The sequence below is a fragment of the Rhizobium sp. AN6A genome (assembly GCF_900215635.1).
Lineage (GTDB): Bacteria > Pseudomonadota > Alphaproteobacteria > Rhizobiales > Rhizobiaceae > Agrobacterium > Agrobacterium tumefaciens.
The window spans coordinates 1,354,160-1,378,717 of sequence record NZ_OCNC01000004.1 but is presented as its reverse complement, the minus strand read 5'-3'; the positions used below and the strand labels follow the sequence as shown (position 1 = coordinate 1,378,717).

Annotated in this window: 22 protein-coding genes and 1 pseudogene; 2 read left to right on the top strand and 21 right to left on the bottom strand. The window is 55.7% G+C overall.

Features of this window, described 5'->3' with window-relative positions; all coding sequences use genetic code 11:
- Positions 1–82: 82 nt before the first annotated feature.
- The 5 genes from CRO62_RS19255 to CRO62_RS19235 all read right to left on the bottom strand — a co-directional run bounded on the left by CRO62_RS19255 (position 83) and on the right by CRO62_RS19235 (position 5,951).
- The gene (locus CRO62_RS19255) at positions 83–2,053 is read right to left on the bottom strand and encodes a DotA/TraY family protein (RefSeq protein WP_097101286.1); all 1,971 of its coding nucleotides are present in this window, start codon (positions 2,051–2,053) and stop codon (positions 83–85) included.
- Entirely contained in the window at positions 2,050–2,724 is a 675-nt protein-coding gene (locus CRO62_RS19250; RefSeq protein WP_097101285.1) for a hypothetical protein, read from the bottom strand. Before CRO62_RS19250 ends, CRO62_RS19255 begins: the two co-directional genes overlap by 4 nt.
- A complete protein-coding gene (locus tag CRO62_RS19245) occupies positions 2,721–3,878 on the bottom strand; it encodes a hypothetical protein (RefSeq protein WP_097101282.1) in 1,158 nt (385 codons plus the stop codon). The genes CRO62_RS19250 and CRO62_RS19245 overlap by 4 nt, the downstream gene beginning before the upstream one ends.
- A gap of 9 nt (positions 3,879–3,887) precedes the next feature.
- The gene (locus CRO62_RS19240; RefSeq protein WP_143539396.1) at positions 3,888–4,223 is read right to left on the bottom strand and encodes a hypothetical protein; all 336 of its coding nucleotides are present in this window, start codon (positions 4,221–4,223) and stop codon (positions 3,888–3,890) included.
- Between the two features lie 234 nt (positions 4,224–4,457).
- A complete protein-coding gene (locus CRO62_RS19235; RefSeq protein WP_097101278.1) occupies positions 4,458–5,951 on the bottom strand; it encodes a gamma-glutamylcyclotransferase family protein in 1,494 nt (497 codons plus the stop codon).
- A gap of 457 nt (positions 5,952–6,408) precedes the next feature.
- Between CRO62_RS19235 and CRO62_RS19225 the strand changes: the two genes are divergently transcribed.
- Positions 6,409–8,514, top strand: a complete 2,106-nt coding sequence (locus CRO62_RS19225; protein WP_097101274.1) for an AAA family ATPase — start codon at positions 6,409–6,411, stop codon at positions 8,512–8,514.
- Positions 8,515–8,617: 103 nt separating this feature from the next.
- On the opposite strand, the gene CRO62_RS19220 is transcribed toward CRO62_RS19225, so the two are convergent.
- The 8 genes from CRO62_RS19220 to CRO62_RS19190 form a co-directional block, all read right to left on the bottom strand.
- Positions 8,618–9,319, bottom strand: a complete 702-nt coding sequence (locus tag CRO62_RS19220; RefSeq protein ID WP_097101272.1) for a hypothetical protein — start codon at positions 9,317–9,319, stop codon at positions 8,618–8,620.
- 187 nt (positions 9,320–9,506) lie between these two features.
- Positions 9,507–10,721 (bottom strand): DNA cytosine methyltransferase, encoded by a 1,215-nt coding sequence (locus CRO62_RS19215; RefSeq protein ID WP_210201858.1) that lies wholly within the window; start codon positions 10,719–10,721, stop codon positions 9,507–9,509.
- A gap of 14 nt (positions 10,722–10,735) precedes the next feature.
- On the bottom strand, positions 10,736–11,950 hold the full coding sequence (locus CRO62_RS19210; protein ID WP_097101267.1) for a hypothetical protein: 1,215 nt from the start codon (positions 11,948–11,950) through the stop codon (positions 10,736–10,738).
- Between the two features lie 62 nt (positions 11,951–12,012).
- Positions 12,013–13,053, bottom strand: coding sequence for a hypothetical protein (locus tag CRO62_RS19205; protein ID WP_097101265.1), 1,041 nt, complete (start codon positions 13,051–13,053; stop codon positions 12,013–12,015).
- 94 nt (positions 13,054–13,147) lie between these two features.
- Positions 13,148–13,714 carry a DUF6875 domain-containing protein gene (locus tag CRO62_RS27800; protein WP_369605481.1) on the bottom strand — a complete coding sequence of 189 codons (567 nt, stop codon included), beginning with the start codon at positions 13,712–13,714 and terminating at the stop codon, positions 13,148–13,150.
- Complete coding sequence (locus tag CRO62_RS19200) at positions 13,704–14,168, bottom strand: hypothetical protein (RefSeq protein WP_097101263.1); 465 nt, start codon at positions 14,166–14,168, stop codon at positions 13,704–13,706. The genes CRO62_RS27800 and CRO62_RS19200 overlap by 11 nt, the downstream gene beginning before the upstream one ends.
- Positions 14,169–14,182: 14 nt before the next feature.
- The gene (locus CRO62_RS19195; RefSeq protein ID WP_143539395.1) at positions 14,183–14,713 is read right to left on the bottom strand and encodes a DinB family protein; all 531 of its coding nucleotides are present in this window, start codon (positions 14,711–14,713) and stop codon (positions 14,183–14,185) included.
- A gap of 486 nt (positions 14,714–15,199) precedes the next feature.
- Positions 15,200–15,763 (bottom strand): hypothetical protein, encoded by a 564-nt coding sequence (locus tag CRO62_RS19190; protein WP_097101258.1) that lies wholly within the window; start codon positions 15,761–15,763, stop codon positions 15,200–15,202.
- Between the two features lie 309 nt (positions 15,764–16,072).
- Here CRO62_RS19190 and CRO62_RS19185 point away from each other — a divergent pair, with 309 nt between their 5' ends.
- Complete coding sequence (locus CRO62_RS19185) at positions 16,073–16,981, top strand: hypothetical protein (protein WP_097101256.1); 909 nt, start codon at positions 16,073–16,075, stop codon at positions 16,979–16,981.
- Positions 16,982–16,986: 5 nt separating this feature from the next.
- Here the strand turns inward: CRO62_RS19185 and CRO62_RS19180 are convergent, their stop codons facing one another.
- The 8 genes and pseudogenes from CRO62_RS19180 to ugpE form a co-directional block, all read right to left on the bottom strand.
- On the bottom strand, positions 16,987–17,475 hold the full coding sequence (locus CRO62_RS19180; protein WP_097101254.1) for a hypothetical protein: 489 nt from the start codon (positions 17,473–17,475) through the stop codon (positions 16,987–16,989).
- Between the two features lie 250 nt (positions 17,476–17,725).
- Positions 17,726–19,087: a hypothetical protein gene (locus CRO62_RS19175; protein ID WP_097101251.1), complete on the bottom strand. Its 1,362-nt coding sequence runs from the start codon at positions 19,085–19,087 to the stop codon at positions 17,726–17,728.
- Between the two features lie 147 nt (positions 19,088–19,234).
- Entirely contained in the window at positions 19,235–19,867 is a 633-nt protein-coding gene (locus CRO62_RS19170) for a hypothetical protein (protein ID WP_097101249.1), read from the bottom strand.
- A gap of 75 nt (positions 19,868–19,942) precedes the next feature.
- Positions 19,943–20,584: pseudogene (locus tag CRO62_RS19165) on the bottom strand (magnesium chelatase domain-containing protein); the annotation flags it as partial.
- A gap of 185 nt (positions 20,585–20,769) precedes the next feature.
- Positions 20,770–21,729 (bottom strand): glutathione synthase, encoded by a 960-nt coding sequence (gene gshB, locus CRO62_RS19160; RefSeq protein WP_097101246.1) that lies wholly within the window; start codon positions 21,727–21,729, stop codon positions 20,770–20,772.
- A gap of 244 nt (positions 21,730–21,973) precedes the next feature.
- Positions 21,974–22,486 (bottom strand): cupin domain-containing protein, encoded by a 513-nt coding sequence (locus CRO62_RS19155; RefSeq protein ID WP_065659811.1) that lies wholly within the window; start codon positions 22,484–22,486, stop codon positions 21,974–21,976.
- Between the two features lie 110 nt (positions 22,487–22,596).
- The gene (locus tag CRO62_RS19150) at positions 22,597–23,697 is read right to left on the bottom strand and encodes a sn-glycerol-3-phosphate import ATP-binding protein UgpC (protein ID WP_097101244.1); all 1,101 of its coding nucleotides are present in this window, start codon (positions 23,695–23,697) and stop codon (positions 22,597–22,599) included.
- Between the two features lie 11 nt (positions 23,698–23,708).
- Complete coding sequence (gene ugpE, locus CRO62_RS19145) at positions 23,709–24,551, bottom strand: sn-glycerol-3-phosphate ABC transporter permease UgpE (RefSeq protein ID WP_097101242.1); 843 nt, start codon at positions 24,549–24,551, stop codon at positions 23,709–23,711.
- Positions 24,552–24,558 lie beyond the last annotated feature (7 nt).

The following is a 24,558-nucleotide window of genomic DNA, read 5'->3' as shown; positions in this document are numbered from 1 at the left end:
GACGCCGACAGGTGCGCCAGCCCCGCCAGCCCACAGGCTGTCGCCAGACCAAACCCGGTCGCTGTCCAGATCATGAGTTTCTTCATTTCGATTTCCCTCCCTTGCCGAGCATCGCCACACCAGTTTTCGGCAATAACCCGCGTCCGGCAAGACCGAGCATTCCGCCGATAGCACCGGAGGCGATGCTTGATTCCCCCGCCGTTCCCGGAAGGCCGAGCCAGCCGAGAACGCGGTCCGGCAACGCCCACGATTGTCCGAACAACTTCAGGCTTACGTACCAGGTCAGGTAAAGTTGGATGATGGACATAACGAGGAAGCCGATGAGGCCAACGACCGCGCCGCCAGTCTGCGCCAGGAAGGCGGTAGCCCACATCGAATCCATCGTCTTGAGAACGATGTTGAAAACCGGGTAGGAGCCGCAATAGGCGAGGATCGCGAGAGACGGACGCAGGAATACGTTGACCGTCAGCATCAACCCCATTCGGACACCTTCGCTCGCGAAGTCTTCACCGCCTTCCATTTTCATCCACTTGAGACACCACAACGGCAGCGCGATCATCGCCTCAAGCAAGGCTGCGACAAGGGCGATCCCGGCGGCAAGGACGAACAAGAACGGAAGGATCGGGATCACGTAAGCGCGTAAGCCGCCGATGAACATGAGGCCACCGATAGCCCAATTGCCCCAGCCGAGCAGGAAGTCGGCTGCTCCGCCCGCACCGACCGCCGACGAAAACCAGTTCGAGGACGCGACCATCAACGTGGCTCCCGCGCCGATAGCCGTCCAGGCAATTGACAACATCGCATGACCCGAGGAAATCAGGTTCGACATCGCGTCACCCGATCTGGCAGAGGATGACGCACCCCATTCGGCAAGACCCCGGGAAATTGGCGCAAGGAGCTTGACGAGGAAATTCGAACCCTCATCTCCCGCCGCCGCGAAGTCATTGGCCGTCAGGTTCGCCCTGTCGGTCTCACCGGATACCTGGAGGCGCAGGACGGCGAAGGCCCGATCCAGCGCCAACCCGAAATCCCCATCTGTCCGGGGCGCAACGTCTTCCAAGGTCTCGTTCGAAAGCGCCGTCGTCAGTTCGCTGATCTGACCCAGTGCCCTGAAGTACGTCCCCGCACTCAAGAATCCTTCCAGCTTCGCGTTCTCGACAAGTTTTGACCTCGACTCTTTTTCGACCGTCGCGGCTTCCGTTCTCGCCGCTTCGGAAATCTTGGCATCGAAGGCTGCCCCACGGGAACGGATATCCTGCACGATCGTCGCGGACAGTCCCTTGCTGCCGAGCGCCTTCGTCATTGCGTCGGCGGACGAGAGGCCTGACGTTTCGGCGGCCAACTGGGTATAACGCTGCGCCTCTGTCCTGTATGCGGACACAATTTCCTTGACCGCCTCACGCCGTGTGTTCGAGAAATCCTCCCGGTTATCCGGAACTGTGTACGAGAAATGCCCGCAGGTCGGCCCGTAACTCCATACGACCTTATTACCGTAACCAGGAATACCGAGTCCCACGACATCGCCGGCCGGTTCGGGCAATGGTGCTTGCCAACCCCACATCCCGCCCGCCCTGTTATAGACGGCAGCGCATATTTCGTGTTGCAGGATCGCCATGGCGACTGTCGATCCCGACGACGACACCGGAAGGATTGTCGTCTCCCCCGATGCCACCACCTTCACGAACACCCCCCAAGAGTCATCCGCCAGATTTATACCGCCACGGGCAACGACGTCACGCAGGAGGTAGTGTACCGGAGAAAACCCCGTCGACGTCGGGATAAGAAGTCCCAAACCAACGATGACCCGCAGCGGCGTCCATATCTGATGCCAGCGATCCCCAAGCGTTTTTCCCGTATAGGCCGACTGCACGATCCCGGAGATGACACCGTAGCCGAGAATCACGGTACAGAACCCGAAGAGCGACAACGTGAATACCTGCAATGTCTGTCCCCAAGCCGACGTCGAGTCCGTCGGCAGGACCGCCTTGACCAATTGCCATGCCAGATTCGAGTCAGGAGGCCCCTGAAACAAACTTGCTACGTAGTCGATCATTTCGGGCCTCCTGGTTTGGGACCCGTTGACCCGTCTGGGCCGTCAGGCGTGGCATCGTTCTTCGCGTTGGCATCGCTGGCGTCGTCGTCGGGAGCCAGCGCCTTCATCTCGGCCTGTGTCAGCACCACAGCGACGACAGGTAATGCCAGCCGCGACGAGGGTTTCGGCTTCGCCGCCGTCCCCGCCGATCCGGCCTTGCCCGCGCTGCCCTTGTCGTCGCCGTCGTCGCCGGCCTTCGTGTCGGTATCGGTCGGCGCTGGCGCGACTTCGAAATCCGCCGCGCTCTTGGGTTCGTCCGCGCCGTCAAGGATCGTCTGGCCGATCACCGCGAGTTCGGGCAAGCAATGCCAGATCGCGGCCAGCCAGGGACGGGCGCAAGGCTGCATGTCCGTCTCGTGGAGCAGTTCGGCATGATGCCGGATACGTTGCTCCAGCGTCCGCCAGCCTGCCGCGTCCCCTGACGTCGCCAGCGTTTCGAGGTAGGCGAGAAGTGGTGGAGACTCCACCTCTAAAAAGGTCTGCCGATGGCGTGTCGGCCGCCCGCGGACCAGCAGGCACCACCGAACGACGTCCACCGCCGCCCCGTGTGCGGGATCAAGGTGGGACATTCCGATATCGCGTGTGACCGCACGGGCGTTCTGCCAAAAAATCTCTTCGCCGACGTCCTTCATGGCGTCATCCCTCCCGGTGCTGGTGTCGATGCCGGCTCATCCAGCGCGGCGGCGAGTGCCTTGGATAAAGTCCGGATTTCCTGCTGCGCAGCGAGGAGACGTTGACGCTGTTGGCGGAATGCGTAACTTGCATCGGAAGCCTTTCGCTCAAACTCACGACGTGAGTTTCGCTCTCTACCGGCGGCGGCTCTGGCCTTTTCCACGGCAGCCTTCGCGGCGGCGAGATCGCGGGCGAACTCTTTTCGAATCTGGTCGCGGATGCGGGATTCCTGAATTCCGTCGATAGCCGCCCGGAATGCTCCCCCGACGCCTCTCAGGCGATCGGCAGCCGCCCTTACCTTCGCGGCGTCTACCCTGACTGCCTGGGCCTCGGCTTTGGTGCGATCGATGTACTCGCGCCCCTTGGCGTCCACCGCCGCCGCGCGCTCCACGGCCTGCTTGAGTGCCTGTGCCTGCGTCCGTTCCGCCATCCATTCCTCACGCGTCAGGCGTCGGCGCGCAGGACCGAGACGCGTCAATCCGCATGGCGCGGCCACTGCCTCGTGATACGAGTCCTGCCATTCGCGCATCGCGCCTTTGTAGGCTGCGTTGGACCGCTTGTTCAGAGCCTTTCCATCTTCACCCGGCCGTCGCCCTTCGGCCATCACCGCTCGTTTCGCAACGATACCGGGATGAAAGACCGCAGCCTTCAGTTCCCGGTCCTCACTCGGCAGCACGTAGGCGTGGATGTGCCATTGTTGCTCGTCCGTGTGACGAATGACGGATTTTAGCGCCGGCCCGTACTGGCGTTTGAGCCAATCGATCGTCAAACGCTCCCATTGCCGGACCTCGGCCAGCCTGGCCTTGTCGGCGCGGACTTCCTCGACAGTGTAAGGGTGCGAGGCGACAACGGTATGCAGAGTCTTTTGACTCACCGCGATCTTCCGCAGCTTGCCCCGCGCACCGGGCGTCATCGCCACTTCAGCCGCGGCGTCGTGCATCGCGCGAACCTCCTCCACGCCGACGCCCCAAATTGTCGTCGGCGGCTTGGGATCGCGAACGTGGACCGACGCCATCGGCTTTCGGGAGGCTTCATCGAAAACGAAGGTGGTGTTGCGCCCCTTGGCATCGGGACGTCGGCACCAGGGTTCGAGGTGGACGAACTGGAAGGCCATGACTGCACCTCATCCTCGCAGAGGGACAGTCATGCAGCAGACGAGTTCCCCGTCGCGCTCCTCGACCGTGAAACGCGGATCGCGCGCCTTCGCTTCCTTGTCAGCCAGCCAGTCCGCGCGACTAACTCCATCGGGAATGATGTACGTGAAGGGCCGATCGCGGGAAACGCTGAAAACCCCGGCGAACGTATCCAGAAATGCGCCCGTCTGCATCGTCGCGATCGCTGGCGATGACACGTCCACGGTATCTGTGAAGTCCCAGGACTTCAACTGCACGAAAAATTCGTCGGCTTGGCGGATGATTATAAGTGAAGCAAATCGGCCATGATCGAGACGAACGAGCATGAAGTAAATCGAGGGGCGTGGCATGGAAAGCACTCGGAGGAATGAACCAAGCGTGCCTGCCGGCGGAAGGAAAAGGAAGGCAAAAGTACCATGATAGTGACCGACTATCATCATTCCTGCGTCATGATGGCGGCTCTCCGAGGGCCGCACTGCGGAGCCATTTCATGACCTGGCGGGGCCATGTCGTCACCAGAGCGATGAGGCAACCGCTTGGTTGACCTCGGTGACGTCGTCTTACCGCCTAAGACTTCCGAGCGTGGCCCGCTGCTTCTTGTCACGTGCCTCATTGGGATCGTCGATTGCCTCAACCGACTCGATGTATTCGGCTATATAACCTGGCGGCAGGTCGTGCTCCCTACCACCTGCTAGGACAAAGTCCTTGTACCAAGCATAAGGTTTGAGGTTATCGTCGATATAGTCGGGAGTAGCAAGATAGGTGAGGACCTTCCGCCTGTGACCCTTGTCGTTGATGACCGTTACCGTCGCGTGCTCGTAGCCGCTGCCGACACCTTCAGCCTTATCTAGCTTTGCGCGCTCGGCGGGATCGAAGCTGAACAGAACTCCGATCACGCTATTCTCGTCGCCAGTGGCAACTGCATTGCATTTCCCGGACCCGTCCGTACTGCGCTTATGAAAACGAAGCGCATGACCCGGTAAGGTCGCGATGCCTAGTGGCTTGCAGCTCGGCATTCGTTCGCGCAGCCGAGGGGTCGACATGTTCGACCCATAAGCAAAATATACAACATGCTCCGGGGGGCCGGTCTCTGCATTCTTCAGCGGCTCGATTGTCGGGTCTCCCGGCTTCAGGATCGCACGCAGCGGCACGGTCATTATGCTACACTCATCAGTCTCTTCGCCCTCGCGAGTGATGATGGGTTGTCCTTCCTCAAGATCGAGGATGGGAATGGGCCTGCCGGACCATCCGCAGTCGGCGCAGCGTGGTCGTTCCCAAAGCACGCCGGGTGCTGCGGTATTTTCGCCATGTTCGGGTTCGAGATGCGGCGACCCGCAGTCCGGGCATTCCTCAGGCACCCCCCGCAACTCGCGAAGGATCAATGAGGTCGCCATCCCGATGGCGTGCTGGGTCAGCGAGTGCGCCATGTCGGCATCAATCCAGGTCGCCGACTTTGAATGCGTGAGCCAGTTGGAGAATGTCCATGCGGACTCGAGCACGCCCTTGAGGGCTCCACGACGCTCCTTGTTGGTGTCACTCGGCAGAAGGTCGTTGCAGATGATTTCTATCCATGCGCGGAAGTTGGCGCGCTGTGGCGAAGCATCAGTCTTCCACACTGCTGCGTCCTGCGCTACGGCGATCAGTTCAATCAGCACCTCACGACAGCGGACGCCGACGGTCTGATAATCTGAAAGATTGTGGGCCTGCGTTACGGCGGTGCCGGCTTCATCCATCCTTTCGAAGACGGGACCGAACGGGAGGAGGCGAAGATCACCCTCTTGTTGTTTCTCCGTTCGCGGGATGCGTAGCATCAGACCGATATGGAATGTCAGAGCAAGGTCCATATTTGGGAACTGCTCCTGGGAGTAGAGGTTTGTACCGCCCGTGATGACCCACCAACGATCCTTGTTGGTGTGGATGTCCCACACGTCGTGACGGGTGTTCAGAACGGTCTCCGAGTAGACCTTCTGCATGAAGGTCACTTCGAGGTCGGGGGCTTGCCATTCGAAGTATTCCCGGACTTCCTCAATTTCTGCTTCAGTAGCTTTTAACATGGTCGGGTCCCGTACTTAAACATCAAGAAAACTGAGAGCCCGCGCCTTCGAGAGTGTCGATCTGTCGTCGGCCGGCAGCCACCAGCTCTTGTCCGTCGGAGACCACCGGGCCGCGCGGATGATGCGTGCCACGGTCCCGCCCCAAGTGGTCCGACGTTTCCAGAACCCGGGCCCACCGTTGGCGACATGCATTTCAAAGACATTTTGGCCGCTGTCCCTCCAATCATCCTCGTGCATGCCTTCGTTGTTCGAACCACCCTGAGCGGCGGGCGCGCTAATCTAAGAGCAACCCATTCTGAAGCTGATTCGGCTTGTAGACCATAGGCAGGCAAGTTTACACAGGAGCGATTGCCACATCGGCCCAGGTGTGTGTTCGACCCAGTAAGAAAGCGACTGCAAGACTTTACAACCCAGAATTTTGCTGCCTATTTGTCCCAAATATTATTGGGGGGAAGACATGGCGAACTACACGGTTTCCGTTCTCAATTGTAACAGCATAGACCGCGCCGACGTGGTCATTGCCGAGGGGGCGCTGAACATCAAATATGGGCCAAACGGACTTGGGAAAAGCACTATCGCGAAGGCGATCATCAGCCATATTCGTGCTGACGGCTCCCTCCAGGAGTTAATTCCTTTCAAGAACCGCGGCAAGCCTGATGCACCTGCCCCAGAGGTTCGGGGCGTAGACCATCTCCAGAAAGTCGTAGTTTTCGACGATAACTATGTGCAGCAGTTCGTCTTTCAGAAAGACGAGGTTGTTAAAAACAGTTTCGAGATTTTCATCAGGACGCCAGAATATCTAGCGGAGATGGCAGAAATCGATGTGCTGCTTTCGGGTATCCGGAAAGCGTTTTCCGATAATGCTGAAATCATGCAGGTCATTTCCGACCTGAAAGAGCTACAAGAGGCGTTCGGAAAATCTAACACAGGTGCAATTCCCAAGACGAGTAAGATGCACAAGGCATTTGGATCGGGCAACAAGCTCGAAAATATCCCCGAGACCCTGCAGCCCTTTTCGACGTTCATCAAAAGTCAGGAACCCGCCAAATGGATTGCGTGGCAGGTAAAGGGCAATGAGTTTTTACAATTGGGAGACAGCTGCCCCTATTGTTCGTCTGCACTAACTGGCGCAGGACAGAAGGACACAGCCCTCGCCGTCGAGAAGGAATATGACGCCAATACCGCCGGTCACATCAACACGCTGCGGGGAATCATCGACAGGCTGGGGAAGTATTTCAGCGAGAAATGCCAACAGAACCTGGAAAAGGTGACGAAGGCAAAGGTGAGTTTACAGGCGGAGGAGCAAGGATTCCTGACGGGTCTCAAAGCCCACATCGATGCCTTGATCAACAAGCTGGAGGGGCTAAGAACGCTGTCTTTCTTCTCGTTGCGCGATTTTGAAGAAGTCGGCGACCAGCTGACGCCATTGAAGATCGATCTCAATTTGATTGACACCCTGGATTCCGCGGAGACACGCAAAACGGTCGACCCTATTAACCAACAACTCGATGACCTGATCGGGAAGGTTGGCAGCCTCAAAGGGAAGATCAATCGACACAAGACTAAGATCAAAAAAACCATTGAGGAAAATCAGTCCAGCATCAACGGCTTCCTGAGGTCCGCAGGCTACAAATACGCCGTCGAGATCGTGGCTGAACCTGAATCTTACAAAATGAAGCTGGTCCATAAAGACCAGATGAATCACATCGAGACCGCCTCCCGGCATCTCAGCTACGGCGAGAAAAACGCGTTTGCGCTGGTGTTATTCATGTATCAGGTTCTCAGTGAAAAACCGGACTTGGTGGTCTTGGATGACCCGATATCATCTTTCGACAAGAACAAGAAATTCGCGATTCTCCATGAGCTGTTCCGGGGCAAGGCCAGCCTACGCGGCAAGACAACGCTGATGCTCACTCACGACATCGAGCCTGCGATCGACGTCATAAAAAGCACCAACGCCGTATTTCAAGGCGCAGCACCATCCGCTTGCTTCTTATCTTCGCGTGCAGGGGTTGTGACGGAGGTTCCGATCGAGCGGAACGACATTCAGACCTTCGCCAAAATCTGCAAAGACAATATCGGGGCGCTCGACGATAGTATCATCAAGGCAATTTACCTACGACGGCACTTCGAGCTGCAAGACGACACCGGCTTGGAATACAATCTGCTTGCCAGTCTGTTCAAGGGACGTGACACGCCAACAATTAAATCGGGTTCCTCTACCCGGAACATGACGGCTGACGAACAAGCGGCTGCCGAGACATCAATCCGCGAAAACCATATCGTCGACTTTGACTACGCTTCCCTTGTATCAGAGGTGAAGAACGTGGAGGGCATCAAGGCCAAATTTTACGCCACGAACGTGGGCTATGAAAAAATTCAGCTGTTTAGGATCATTAACGATGAACATGACGATAGCGTCATCCGCAAGTTCATCAATGAGTCCTACCACATCGAAAACGAATACGTGATGCAGCTCAACCCGCATAAATTCGAGAGCATACCTGAGTACGTCGTCGAGGAGTGTGCCGCACTGCTTTCCCCTGCTCTCGCCGCTGCATAAACCGTGACGATCGCCAGCATTGAAGGTTCAGAGGGACGAATTCGCAAAAGTCTGTCGCAAGAGCTTACCCTTGCGACACCGCTGTGACCATTGCCGAACGCATTTAAGTTGGCAGCACCTCGACCGTAAAGGCGTGCTTTATTCCTAGTCGGAGAAGTTCGTCACGGAAGTCTTCTCTATGTACAGTCTGATATTGGTGGTCACCTACCGTGCATGTGAACAGGCGGGTAATGAACTCATCAAACGTCAATCCATCAAGGAAATCTATACCCGTCGGGTATGCTTGGATAACATCTGCCGCCGGATAGAATTGAATGCCAATTGACGAGTAGACAAACACGTACGAGTGTTCAGGACTGATCCTCCTCATTCGGATGCACTGCCTGACTAGGCGTCTTTTCTCGCTCGTCTTCCTCGGGAAGTTGCTGAACGCACCTTCTTCGCGAAAGAGTTTCGCCTGTATCAACGCGGTTTTATCAACCTCTTCACCGGCAATTGGAACCGAGAAACCAATAAGAATGTCAGCACCAGAGAGGTTCTCCTCGGACTGAACGAACCCGTTTGTGGTTCGCGTAGCATGGACCTTGAACGTGGGTCCCGCACTGTCAAAAGGCGAGTATCCGTGAGAATATTCTGGTTCTAGCCTCATATTGTTGAGTGCACGCCGCATCTCTCTTGTCAGCGCGCTCGAGAAATCCTCTTCTCCTTTAATTTCCCCCCGAGAAAACTCACCGCAGAGTATCGCCGCGATCTCGCTTGCCGTAAATCGCAGCTTCATAATGGTGGCATCATCCCACGTTATCATTTGGCGTCCCCACCTTCTTGCAACTAAAACGTGGGAATCCTTTGAGCCACCTCTTGTTAACAGACGCTTAGCGACACAAAAATCAGTGCACAGCCGTCTGATCAATGTTTCACAACGTCAGACCGTGGCACAGTTTTGGCAATGGGATACCGTTATGTAAAGGTACGTGACGTGTTTCCCTTGGGTCTCAAACAGCCGCCGCAGCGCGATTTGAAGCACTTCGGCCAAGCCCCGTACCAGGATGTTCTGAATCGCTGCCAAGCAGGTGTAGGAATTTAGCCTCAACTGGCGCAGGCGTGGCAGCGGCGGGCACGTGGACCTGTCCGCACGGAAGTAACGACGCGCTGCTTCGGGGGATATTTCTTACAAAGAATTGTCGCGTGATCTCCAGTGCCAACATCTCAGCCAAAGCTGAGGGCACTGCATTCCCGACCAACCGCTGGACATCGGCTCGGGTACAATCAAACCGAAGGAAATCCGGGAATGTCTGTAACCTACAAAGCTCGCGGGTCGAGAGTCGCCGATTTTCCCAATGGAAAGGGCCAGTCGCCGGCCCCGGTTGAGCCTGTATCGTCCATGCTGGCTTGTTCTTTGCCAGCTTGAGCAGAAAATTCCAGTACCGCCTCCGCCAGCCGAATAGAGGCTGCCCGCCACCACGCTCTGTATGCCAAAGATAATTATTGCCTTCTGGAATGGAAGGCAGGAGGTCGGCCCACTTCCCTTGCACTTTCAGGGATTCCAGGTCCGCCGGCCGGGGCAAGTCGGCGAATGCGTCCCAAGCGGTGCGGAAAGGCTCAAGTCCGGAACTAGGTTCACCATGGGTTGGGTTCGGAAACTCGAACCGCGTCCCGTCGCGCGCGCCTACAATGAACACCCTCTCTCTCATTTGCGGAACGCCGTAACTCGCGGCGTTCAGCACCTTGAATTCGAATGAGTAATTCGTTCCAGCTTTTTTATTGATCGCAGAGACACCGGCTCGGATCGCCTCTATCCCTTCGGCCTTACCGCGATAGGCAAGGCCTGGCACGTTCTCGATAAGGAAAGCCTTGGGAAGGGTGTCTTCTAGGACGCGTAGGTACTGGCCCAAAGTATCCGCCCGTGGATCATTTAATCTGGAGGCATCCCCACGAGCCCAGTAGCCGGACTTGGAGAACGGCTGACATGGTGGCCCTCCGATCAGCACGTCGACCTCACCAGCCTGAAGGCCGGCTGTATCCAGAATTGTCTTAGTCGGTATCGCAGATATCGGTCCTTCGAGGACCGCCCAGTTTCGATTGAGACGCATCGTCGCGCAAGCGACCGGGTCGAGATCGAGCGCCACGCGTGTCTCGAAACCCGCAGCCTCGAATCCGAAGTCTAGCCCGCCGACTCCGCTGAAAAGGGATATTGCTTTAAGGCTCACTCCCAGAATCTCCCTTATGCAGTCAAACCGTAGTGCCGCGCGAACACCAGTTCAGGTTTATCGGTGAAGATCGGCTCGGAAATGCCGATGCTGCTGTTGATACGCCCGGTGCAAGATTTGTGAGGCTCCAATTCGGCGGTTAGCGCAAATTTGAAGTCCCAGTTCTCGGTCACCGCATGCAGACACGCAGCTAGTACCGGAAAATCTTCGGGTCGGTAATAGCGGGAGCATGGATTACCCTTGGCCGCTCGCGTTTTTTGGAAATCAACTTTCGGCCGCCCGTCTGCGTATGTGGTCCGTAGGGTGTTCTTGCATTCGATCAGGATTGGCGCTCCACAGTTCCACCTGAGGGAAACGTCGGGTTTCCCGTCTTCTTCAAGCCGCATGCAATCCGTAACACCGGGAATGACTTTGAGTTTTTCAAAAAGGTGCTGCTCGGCGACCCAACCGCGCACCGCCATTTTCAATCTCCCAGCTCCTTCGATCAGGTCGAATAACGCTTCGGGAGCAATACCGAATTCTTTGACAATCGGATGTTCTGCGACGTTGGCCGCGGTCTTGAGGATTCCCATTTTGTCCGCCACAAGGTGGCGTTCCCCGGGATCGAGGCCGCGGGCGATGCGTTCCAGGGCGATCAGGTCCAGAAGGCGCTCCTGCTTGCCTCCGACCAGCACTTCAGTTCGATAGTCTTCGATTTCCGCCGTGGGCCGGGTCTTCGATTTTCCCGGCCGGCGATCGCGCTCCCATACCGCCCAACCACGGGTACGGATCATTGCGACGTGCTCGGCTTTAAATTCGATCGAGCGAGACATCGGAGAAGGCGCGTTCATAAGAGGATCGGCTGCCACGAAGATTTTCTCGACCGGGTCGATGCCGAGAAACAATGTGGTTATCAATTGCGACGGGTCTACCGCTACCTCAAGAATGCCCTTTAGATTGCTGCCATATTTGATTTGAAAGCGATGTTCGTCTTCAGGACGATTCTTAGTGAGCTTCGAATTCGCAAAGAATGCATAGACGAGCAGACCCTGACGATCTCCAGTTGGACCGTCATAGACGACGTAAAACGGCGCGCGGTCAGGCTCGCTTGCGTATACTATCCTGCAATCGTGGGCTTCCAGTGCCCCCCTTACGAAGGCGAGCAATGGTGCTTTGTCCGACCTGCTCACGGAGTAAATCTTCCACTCCACCGCCTGGGTCGTGCCAACAGATGAATTCACGATATCCATATTCAGACGTTACCGATCTCCTTCCGATTCGAGAATCCTAATTTCGCGTTTCGGCTTGCTGGCTAAAGACCGCCCAAGAGTTTTAGGATTTCATAGTGAGGCGTGTTGTGCGGGCGAAAAGGGATATCTGCGCGCGTCTTGGCTAGAATGATGCCGCCTTGGTCTAGGATTTCCAAGGCGATGTCGCCTATAGCGTCGAACGGTGATTTGTCAGGCCATACGCCGAATTGCGCCCAGATTGCCTGATAGGCGACTTCCAGCCTGCCGAAATACTCGGCAAACCAATGTCCCTTCAACGCCTCATCTAGCTCTGGGATGTCCCCAAACTTGCGTTCAAGACCATGCATGGTGCCGATGAGGTAGGATGCCCATTTGATAAGTCGGGCGTATAGGGGGAGCACTTCGGAGAGAACGCGATTCAGATCGCTATGGGTCCGATAAAGTCGGATCGATGCGTTAGCCGCATCATCGGTTTCCAGAAGCGCGGTCGTGAAGGTTGTCGCATACCCCTCAGTCGGATCAGCGCCCCAAACTGCGCTTAGTCGAGTCGCGCCATACTCCTGCCAGCAGGCGTCAATGACTTCCCCACGGAACGTGTCGTAGTGGTCGTCGAACCGCTCGCGCAGGATGACACCGGGGAAGACGCCGTCGAAAGCGGTGTGAAGAGCAGCGTGTGCACATTCATGGACAACGGTATGCACGGCTTGTTGAAATAATTCGCTTTCTACGTCAATTAACGGGAAGATGATGTTTGCATTAAACAGCAAGTGCGTCTTGACTTGGCCTTCACGCAGAACAGCGGGCGACATAGCCACGCCTATCGCCCCCTCCTCTTCCTCAGTAGAGGCGGTCAGAGGTCGAAGGCCTTCGAGCCCTCGATCCAGTTCGAGCAATGCCTCATGATAGGCCGTCGAGACCGTTACGCCATCAATCCCCGACAAGTCCATGGAACGGCCTGCCATCTGCATGACAGTTAAGACGGCGGTTCCGAGGCGGCGCGCTTCATCTTCGGAGCCAAACCCCTCCAAGCGGACATTGGTCAACGCCGGAAGCGTTGTAGGCTCTTCGTTGCCGGTCTCGGCCATCTGTTCATCGCCAATCATGCGTGGGAGCGCCTCCTGCCAAGGCCGAAGACCGATATTTGAGGAAGAAATTGAAGCGGTCACTTCTCGGATTAATCTAGCACAGCATCGGAGGTTACGGCCGACGGCGAATAAAAGATTCGCTTTTTGAACTACACCAATCTCGATACTCGCGAAGCAGTTGTTCCGATTTGGTGAAGAAGCGGCTGTCATTACCCGATTGTGCGGATCGGATTGAGATCATAGGAAGTGGGGCATTCGGCATCGTCCGATGATGCTTTGAGGAATAGGAGTCTTCGTCTGGCCAGAATTTTCCAAACATAACTCCCTGGCAGGTGTACTTGTGCTTGAGTGCCCAGTGCAACTCTGCGAGTGCAGAAATTCCTAGCTCGCTAAACCGCCTTTGCGTGAACAGAACGTTATAGCAAAGCAACATTCGCCAGCCGCTGTGCGTGGCGGCTCTTTCTTCAAGATAGCGTTCAGTTAGCTGAACGAATGCAAGAGAAACATCATGAACGTCCGACCTGTCGAGGTCGATATTTGTGGTGAATGAGCGAACTGTGCCAGCTTGCTGCGCTCGAAGTATGAATGGGCAATACCGGGACGACTCAGACAGAAACTGTCTTGCTTGGTCCTCGCCGCCCTCAGAAATTGTTGTTGTACGAGAAGCTCTACTTCTCATCTTTTGGGTCTTTGTGCTCGTCTTGCGGGGCGCGAGCAGGCTTTTCGGACTCTTTCGTCGACGCGGGCTGAGCAGGTCCTTTTTTCTTAGAGTCGGGCATGACAGGACCGCAGTCCCAAGAGGCAACAATACGGCCGGTCCTAGCATATTCATCATAGACGTGTTGATCGAAAGTCCCATCGCTAGCCAAGAACCACACCTTTGGAAGAGTCCCGAAGCGCTCTTCGTAGTCGGCGATCCAAGAGACCTCTCCATAACCCTCCGAGCGATCATGTTCGACCATTCGCCCGCAGTTCTTGATGCAGAACTCTTCGTATGACGAGCTTCCAAGTATTTCGTGCCAGTATTTGTCTATTTTACCAGACCACATTTCAATTGATCTGTTTAGTGAACAATGCAGCTTAAAGAATTTTCCCAGCTCTTCGTCCAATGTCTGATCAGATATATTGGTCATTTCTTACTCTCCCCTCACGCTGCTGATTCATCGGGGTCCACGCTGTAAAAGCGCGGAGCTATAAGTACGAGTTGGGCTAACCGGGGGTGACTTACTGAGAGTGCGCCGAGATGCCAATAATTATGCGTAGCTAAATGCTCCCATAACGTACCATAGGTGGGGAAGCGGCAGCCGGAAGGCGTGGAATTGTCCCAGCGATCTACGTCGAATCGGTTTAGCGCCTCAATTGTTTCGAACTGTTCCTGTGCGAAGACTCCCTCGATCTCGGTTCGGCCGCCGAGCCTTTGGCGATCTTCATCGGTGATTTCACGCCCGCCCTTGAAGGCCTCCCGCAATTCACGGTCAAACTTTGGGGTCGCTCCCGCGAAGACCCTATTGACCGCCCAATCTTGAAGCCCAGATAAATGCCTTAGGGTCCACGCCATCGAGCCCCCATGTGACGGCTCGGAGAAGAATTCTTCATTCGTCAATGATTTCGACGCTCGAAGAAGGAGCGTACCGCTTGTGTCAAGTTGCCTGCGGATCGTGTCTTTAAGACCTGTCATTGCTGCCCCCTGGTTCTATCGGCTGCTTGGTCTGGGATGCACAGTTAAACAGAGAGCACTTACAATCGATAATAAAGCTTAGTCAGTCAATGTTAATATTAAGAATTTTGAAGCAATTTGCTTGTCCGAAATCCCGCAGCCAGGATCGAGGAGGTGATGTCGGCGACAGATGGGTTATGGCCCATCTTGATGCCAGGTGCTTGTCCCGACCAACAACTTCGACCCGGATGTAAGCATCAGACTTCTCGCACTCGAACCAGACTTTTCTCCTTTTGACTGGCCCGGTACAAACGCTAGTCACAGAGCGCCTGAATCTGAAGGAACGTATTCCTGCTTCCGAAACGGCGCGAGCCTTCTGATATTTACACTACTTGCATGCTTGATGTGTCGTCGGAATCCACTCCCCATCAGCCACCAGGTCCCAAGGGTCTGGCGGCTTGTTCGGTGCTTCGTCCTGCGGTTTAAGTGGTCCTCGGTACGTCATTGTCAAAATCCTGGCATTGTTGCGGTTGGATCGGGCTTCCACCAAGTCTTCGGTGCCTCACGTTGTTGTATGGCAGCTTGAAGCTCCCTACGTTTTACGATTGGTAGTGCCTTATAGTGATCTACGGGCATCGAAGCTTGTTCATTAAGCAACTCTAGGTGCCCGTGAATGGCATCTTTCGTGAGTGCGTGAGCAGCCTGTATCCGATCCACGATAATCTTATAGCGCGCCGCATGAGCCGCATGCTGCTGCATCATTTCAGACGCGAAATTGATCTTACTGGGCCAGTCGAACGCCTGCTTTGCCGCAGTCAGCACTATCGAAGCCAAGGTAACAGCCCCGCAGACGTAAGCCATTGGCTTGCTCTCATTGAGAATCCCGATTACTCCCGTGCCACCGCTAAGTGCCGTACCCAAAGCAATAACAAAATCATAATACTGAGAGTACGATGCGACCCCGAGCCTCACTTCGCGATAGTAATCAACCTCATAAAGGCTATCAAGGAAAGACCTGTATATTTGCTTGGTTAGTTCAAGCTGATTGACCGTATGACTTTCGGTGTCCATTTGCTCCCCCAAGAATACGCAGAGAATACACTTGAAAACAGCAGTTCGCAATTGAGTCTTGAGTCCGCAATTCTAAAAGCGCCCTAGCGGATCGAAGTGAGTGTCTGGCATCGACAGAAGCTTGGGCCTTACAACCCGCAAGCGCCGCCACGCTGCCTAATTTAATGTAGCACAACGTCAGCAACGGCTACCGACCCGTCTCCTTCGCGCTGGAAGCGGTCAAACTCGAAAGTTCGATAAACCGACTTCCCGCCTTGCTTAATGCCTTGACCCAATGCAGGTTGGAGCTTGTAGATGAAAGGTTGAAAAATGGCAGTCGATTTATCTAAGGCTATCAGGACTTGGGCGCTTTCGAGCCTGCCATATGACACGACGGATTCAGCCCTAGTTGCTGAGATGCAGGCTAAAGATGCACGGGAGCTGCTAATCGTTTACCACAACTGGATCGCCAGACATATTCCGGCCAAGCCGCGCCGTGTTCATCTTTCTGCAGCATATATGACGAACCCTATTGCAGCAGCGCGGCAGGCCGACCTTGATGCCCTTGTCACGAAGATCGAGTCCGGCATTGACCTCACCCCACATCTTAGCAAGCGGATTAAGCAGGTTGTTGAATCCTCCACGAAGAAGATCGCCCGTCGTCAGGACTTAGATTTGATGTTGCTCGAATGGGAGGTTCATCACCTTCACATTTCGCAAGCAATTGAGGCTGACGGCTTTGTGACGCGGGACGACCCGCTCCTATTTGTCGTGTTCCACGAACAGGATGCCTACGTCCTTGATCTCATGACCCACCATGATTTCAATCGTGATCACATTCTTGAGATACTGGCGGACGAATGGCCGGATGCGAACCTAATCCACTTAATAAAAGGAGCCATTGGGCTTTCGGTCCACTACACCGAAGAAGAGCGTAACCAACTTCGGAAGGTCGGTGTAAACTGCCTCGTTGAAGTCAACGGTCGCGTTTTTAAACCGGCAGGAGGAGTGACGACGGCGGGAACTGCCGTGAAAGCTTCGTTGGCTGCCGATCACGTATTGCAGAATGTTAGAAAATTCGAATACGCCTTAAATAACACACCCGAAAAGATCGCTGCCATGGCCCAGGCGAAGGGGTACATTTGGCCTACAGACCCTAAGTTCGAGTTTTTTGCGCTCGAACCACATGGTCTGGGATTTGTGGAAACAACCACACAATCACTCTTTCCCGTAGCGTGAATTGGTCAGACCTCGGGATCGAGTACCTCCGAAACCTCCAACCATGACAAACCTTTCTTTTCAAAAGCCAAGGTCGCAAGCCTTTCAACCGTCGCCCAATTTTCGATCAGGATAGCTCTAGCTTCCTGTTCGGCACGGTCTATCTTTTGCGAAAGACCGGCGCCTTTTAGAAAGGTGCCAGCCATGCTATAATCAGGATCGGCCGATGGCCGATGAGGCGTTATCGCAGAACTCTTTTCCTTCGCGATCAGCTCAGCGGCATATCCTGCCATGAGGATCACAACAGCGTCCCGCGTCACCTCTTTGTCTTTCTGAGCGGTCGCATCGTCGGCTTTTCCAGCCTCTCTGCATTTCCTCCCGTTCAGGCTCAGATCGAAACCGCCCGCACCGTCGTTCAACAGATGAATGCCGCTGACGACATCGTAAAACTTTGAGTGGTAGGCGGCCACAATATGGCCTGCCTCGTGATAGGCAGCTTCAAGTTTGATAGTCATTTTCCCTCCAATAAATCGAGATGGCGCGAATTGTACGTGGTCAGGATCGATTCGCCCACCTTCCTAGCCAAACGCTAATTCAGCTCGCCTCGGCAAATTGCTGACAACAAAATTCCCAATTAATGTAGCATAATGTTAGCGTGGTCCGGCTGCCTCCCCCACCTCACTTCAAAACTTCAATTTAACCTTGTAAACTGGGGGACGAAGGAGGAGCGCCGACGGTCCCGCCGCCCTCGGCGAGCCATCCTCATTAGCCGATAGCCGCAGTTACGCCGTCCAACAACTCGCTTTCATCCATATTTTCTGCATAATCTAGTACAGACTGCAGAAAGTCATGTGCGTATCGCTTTATTGGACTACTGTAGAGATATTCGCCGAGGTTGATCAATTCTAGTCGCTCTAGGCGGTCGGCGGCTCGGGGATGTGTGTCCATGCGGCTGTTGAGACGGACACTGGTGCCCAGACGATCACGCAACAGTTCACCTGCTCGCTGAATGAAATCCATGTAGGTGAACAAAAGATAGACGGAACCGAGTCTGCGCTGATAGTCGTGGAGCAACGCAGTGATATCGTCATCTGTATCACGAGGCTCTCGCTCACCGTGGGGTTGTTTTGCCCGGGCACGAGCACCCTCCATGAAACGCGACCGCATTAAGCCAAGAGCAAAAGCATCTGCTCCAAACTCGAACTCATGCCTCAGTACGGTCGCGTCTCGATGGCTATCTAGCTCAGCTTTAAGGCGTCGTGGATGATTGAGAGCAACATGGCCTATCTCGTGCATAAGGATGAAGTCGATTTGATCAGCGGTCATCTGGTGCACAGTCGCCGCAATACCCTCATCGAAGATCATCGTAGGTACCTTGACAATCTTCGTTGCCGTTACTTCGGACCAGAAATGCAGCACGGTCGGCAAGATGCCATTCCATGCCCTTGGAAGCCTCTTAGGTCCTGCTAGGTCAGCGCTGTCGTAAAAGTGCAAGAGAAACATATTTAGGTGCTTCAAGATCGGCTCAAGCGCGTAGTTCATGCAAATCAGCGGCCCTTCATCCAGCGCAATAGTCATTGCGTTGAACTTTGGCTTCTTAACGAGAACGCACGCTACTTTGTCGAGCCCGAAGCGGATAATATGTTCGGGTGGAAGTTCAGACATGACCCGGAGGAAGGCAAGCCGCCCCCAGTAGGGAAGTAACCCGTCGGGCTTTGAGAAGCTGCCTGTAAGTTCTAGCGCTTGGCTAACGAGAACATCGTTGAGCACCCAGTGGTAACTCGCGGCGTAGCGAAGGTCGTCCTCACTCTCAGGCTTCGGCCAAACAAAATGAAACAGTGACGTTAGCGCGAGAAAAACCATTTCCTCGGGTCTGATCAAATCGCTCGAATGAAGTGCGGCGATTTTTCTCTGTTGACCCGGCGTTAGACCCTCGAATGTAGTATAGTCAACCACCTGGAGATGTTCGAAATCGAGCATGATTTTGGGCAGTGGACCTTCACCCATCATCTCAAAAACCCGAGTGCCTACAATCAGCGGAATCCTATTAAGTACGTCGCCAGCGATGACCGGCTTGCTTAGATTCAGATCAGAGCTGATCCAGCGGGTGTAGGGATTGTCGGTCATGTCGTTACTCAATGATTGGTGGCGGTTGCGTGACCGTATATATCCCCTAACCCTGTCACCGAAGCTCAATTTTTTGGCCGGATTTTTTAGTCAAAAACATTGAATTTATGTATCACAACATCGCCTAAAATGGCGACCCAGTGTATTTCATGTTTGCCGTTTCAGATGCTTGTTGAGCATCAGAGGAAAGCGTTTTCCGGAAACAATAAAGGTAAGAGTTGTCCAATCGAAATCAGCATCAACCGCGTGGATGGCCGCATGGAACGTTGGTGACACAATGATCATATTTGCTTCGACATCTAGTCCGCCTCGTGTCAACCAGTGTATGTGGTGCGCTTCTGTGAGGTCGCCAGCTATACCATCCATCAAGGCCTCACCCGAGACCTGGCAACGGCCTTTGTAAAGCGCCTTGAGAGCACGAACTGGACGAGAGTTCCTTAAAATGATTTCTCTCACATACTCTCGCCTTGCAGGAGGAGCGGTGTCTTCCAGGATACTGGATTCGTCCGAAGGCATCGCGTCGAGCTCTGCGCTAGTATCTGCCAACGACCAAAAGCCTTTCCCCTTTCCACGAGCTGAGCGAAAGAGGTCGGCCCGCCCTTCTTTCCAATTGTCTGAGTCCGACGAGAAGCGCTCAACCTCTTTGCGCACTGTCGCTTCGTCGTTCCGAGACAGTTTCCGCCCACGGATGCGTCCCAGTTCTTCGTAAAGGTCGCTGTAGTGAACCTCCCCGCCGACCGCCTCGAACACTTGTTTAATATCCTCAAGCCACGTCGCCATTTATGCCTCCTGTAATCTCCCGAAGATTTCACACGGCGAGATATCAGACAACAGCGAATTAATGTAGCACAACGTCAGCAGATTATGGCCACCGGCAGCTGCCACTTCCAGCGCGCGCCGGGCCGTCTCCTGCCCCTTGATATCGGCCAGATCCGGCAAATTGACCGGATTGGCGCGGATGGCGGGCATCGGGCGGGAGAGAAGCTGGGTGCCGCGAAAATGGTTGGCAAGCGCAATAAGGCTGCGTGGGGCGAGAATATCGATGCCAGCGCCGGCCCAGGCTGCTTCCGGCCCGCTATCGGCCGGGCAAATCAAACCCTTACCGAGCGAATTGGCACCGATGGCCGCGGGCAGAGCGCCCGAAACCGTGCCGATGGTGCCATCGAGATTGAGCTCGCCGAGAACCACATATTGCCCGAGCGCTTCCGCCGGTATCGCTCCCAAAGCGGCCATGAGACCCAAAGCGATCGGAAGATCGAAATGCGATCCTTCCTTGGGCAAATCCGCAGGCGCCAGATTGACCGTGACTTTTTTTGCCGGCAGCGCCAGACCCGAGGCGTGGAGCGCGGCCTGCACCCGCTCCCGGCTTTCCGCCACCGCCTTGTCCGGTAGGCCGACGATCTGGATGCCGACCTTTCCGGGTGCGACCATCACCTGCACCTCGACCGGCACACCCTCTATTCCCTGAAATGCAACCGTATTGACCCGTGCCACCATGGCCTGCCCCCGCAAACCGGCCGCAACATCAAAGCATTATGCCCCGATGGCGGCCACCCTCAAGTAAACTGCCACAGAGCAAAGAATAAAACAAGAACATTAAGCGAACAATTTCGCGCACACGGTGTATTTCAGTTGTATAGAGTTGTGCACGCGGAACAAACGCAGGTGGCGAGGAAATTGCCTCAGAAATCCTGTGCTTCGCGCTTTTTCTCGATCGCATCCCACAACAGGCTTGCCACATCGGCGCCGCCGAATTTCTGCACTTCACGAATGCCTGTCGGTGAGGTGACGTTGATTTCCGTGAGGTAATCGCCGATCACGTCGATGCCAACGAACAGGAAACCGCGCTCGCGCAGGGCGGGGCCGATGCGGCGGCAGATTTCCTTCTCGCGCGCGGTGAGTTCCGTTGGCTCCGGGCGGCCGCCGGCATGCATGTTGGAGCGGGCATCATTTTCCGCCGGCACGCGGTTGATCGCGCCAACGGGTTCGCCATCTACCAGGAGGATACGCTTGTCGCCCTTTCGAACATCCGGCAAGTATTCCTGGGCGATATAGGGTTCGCGGAACATCTGGCCGAACATTTCCAGCAGCGATGAGAAATTGCGGTCGTCCCGCGCGGAATGGAAGACACCTGCACCACCATTGCCATAAAGCGGCTTGAGGATGATATCGCCCATTTCATTGCGGAAGCGGGCGATTTCAGCGACATCCTTGGTGATCAGCGTCTTCGGCATCAGATCGGCGAATTCGGTGACGAAAATCTTTTCCGGCGAGTTGCGGACCCAGGCGGGATCGTTGACAACAAGCGTTTTGGGATGAATGCGCTCGAGCAAGTGGGTCGAGGTGATGTAGGCCATGTCGAATGGCGGATCCTGGCGCAGATGAATGACATCCATGGTCGAGAGATCGACCCGCTCGGGCTCCGAGAGCGAAAAATGGTCGCCCTTGATATCGCGCAGTTCCATCTGTTCGACGGTCGCGTAGATCTTGCCATCGCGCATGGAGAGGCGTTCGGGGGTGTAGTGAAACAGCCGGTATCCACGTGCCTGCGCCTCAAGGCTCATGGCGAAAGTGGAGTCGCCGGCGATATTGATGCCGGAGACATGATCCATCTGGATCGCGACGTTCTTGATCTTCGCCATGCGCATCTTCCTCTTGCAGCATGCGGACGCTTCGCGGTTCCGCCGTGCCCATTGCCTCGTCTTTTCACGATTCCCCGCAGGACCGGAAGAGACCCGGAAATGCTTCAGAAAACCCTGAAGATGTAGGGCAGCGACCATTCAAACGCAACTGCTGCGAGGGGTGCTTTTTGTGAGTTTTATTGAACCTTCACAATTCCGCAGGTGGCGCTGCGCAGCGCCCCACCTGCCAGAGTGTTTTACCAGTTCAGGCCGCCAGCTTGTAGGAACGACCGGCAAACAGCTTGTTCTTGACCCGGTAGGCCAGAGCCAGCGCCGTGGGGAAAGGACGGCGCATGAAGGCAACCTTGCGGACATACTCATCCACCCGCCAGGTGGCCCATGTTCCCGCGCGGAAATAAGCGACGTCACCCACCCGCAGGATACTGACTGTGCCGTCTTCCGCCGTTACATGCACCTCACCCTCAAGGATATAGACGGTCTCGTCCCAACCGAAGAACCAGCGGAACTCGCCCGCCGTACAATCCCACATGGCAGTACTGGAAGCGCGGTCGCCGCTTCTGGAATGATCCGCCGCGCGCGCCTGAGGATCGCCGGAAATGATCCAGTCGGGGTTGATGGGGGCCGGCTGCAGGCGCAAATCGGTGCAGGACGCGCTAACCACGCCCTCGTCTTTTGCCCGGCGCAAAGAGGCCGGCAATATCGGCACCGTGCGGATCGCCATGGTCGCAGCCGCCGCGAACATCATCTTTAAAGGCATATTAGAAAACCCCCGTGAATTATTGGAGATCTTCTATCATCGGGATCGTAACGAAGCGGTTTTGACAATCGGCGCAATTTTAGTGATCGCGCCGATTTCTCATCGTCCACTCAGGCCGTTGCCAGCTGCACGGGCTGCGCCATGGCCTGTTCCGCCTTGCCGGCAATGCGCTTGCCGGTCTCGCTGGAGAAGAAGTGCAGCTTGTCCGGAGATATGGCGACCGACAAGGTAGCCGGAATCTCGACCTCCGGCGAAAACGCCACGGTCAGGTTCTGGTCGCCGATCATACCGTGGATAAGACGCTGCGAGCCGAGTTCCTCGATATATTCGACGCGTAGCGAAAAACCGGGCTCACCTGCGGCCGCCAGGCGGAAATCTTCCGCCCGCATGCCCACAGTAACCGGGCCGGAGGTGGGGGCGAAACCGTTGAGCGCGAGCAGCGACGGCCCGACGGCAAGGCTATCCCCGTGCAACTCGCCGTTCAGCAGGTTCATGGCGGGAGAGCCGATGAAGCTTGCGACAAAGGTGGAAGCGGGGGTGTGATAGACCTCAAGCGGTGCGCCGATCTGTTCGATGCGGCCGCTGTTCAGCACCACCAGACGATCTGCCAGCGTCATGGCTTCCAGCTGGTCGTGCGTGACGTAGATCGAAGTGGTGCCGAGGCGTTTTTGCAGGCGCTTGATCTCGCCGCGCATGGAAACGCGCAGTTTGGCATCAAGGTTGGACAGGGGCTCATCGAACAGGAAGGCCGCCGGTTTGCGCACGATGGCGCGGCCCATGGCGACTCGCTGACGCTGGCCGCCGGAAAGGGCGCGCGGCTTGCGCTCCAGATAGGGTTCGAGCTGGAGCATGCGGGCGGCCTCGGCTACGCGCGCGTCGATCTCCGCCTTCGGCGTCTTGCGGTTCTTCAACCCGTATTCCAGGTTCTGACGCACCGACATATGCGGATAGAGCGCATAGTTCTGGAAGACCATGGCAATATCCCGGTCAGCCGGATCTACCTGGTTGACCACCCGGTCACCGATCTTCACCGTGCCTTCGGAAATATCCTCAAGTCCGGCGACCATACGCAGGAGCGTGGACTTGCCGCAGCCGGAGGGACCGACGAGAACAATGAACTCGCCGTCCCTGATGTCGATATCGACGTGATGCACGGCACGCACGCCGCCATGATAATCCTTGCAGACCTGACTGATTTCTATCGCGGCCATTTTCAGTTTCCTTATTTGTCGCTTTCGGTCAGGCCCTTGATGAACCAGCGCTGGAAGATCACGACGATCATCACAGGCGGCAGCATGGCCAGAACGGCAAGCGCGAAAGCTTCGTTGTAATCGGGGATTTGCGAACCGACCCAGACTTGCAGGATCGACTTGATGCCGCGCATCAGGGTGAAGAAACTCTCGTCCGTGGTCATCAGCATGGGCCAGAGGTACTGGTTCCAGCCGTAAACGAACATGATGATGAAGATCGCCGCCATCATGGTACGGGAAAGCGGGATGATCACATCAATGAAGAACTTGACCGGGCCGGCACCGTCTATGCGAGCGGCTTCCAGTAATTCCTCAGGAATGGATTTGAAGAACTGCCGGAAATAGAAGGTGCCCGTAGCAGACGCCAGAAGCGGCACGATCAGACCGGTATAGGAGTTCAAGAGGCCGAGTTTGCTCATCACCTCATAGGACGGCATGATGCGCACTTCGAGCGGCAGAAGCAGGGTGGTGAAGATGATCCAGAAGGCAAGCGTTGCAAACCGGAACCGGAAATAGACGATCGCATAGGCTGCCATCATCGACAGGACGATCTTACCGACGGCAAAACCGATGCCGAGGATCAGCGAGTTGAGCACCATGTTGAGACCGGTGATCTGCCCGGTGAAGCCGCCCTTCTGCGTCAGGACCTTTTCATAGGTTCCGACGAAATTGTCACCCGGAACGAGTGTCAGGCCACTGCGGTGGATTTCCGCCGCCGTATGGGTGGACGTCATGAATGCCACGACGACAGGCAATATCAGTAACAGTGCGCCGATGATCAGCACCAGATGGTCGAGGGGTTTTGTCTTGTACATTGTCTTT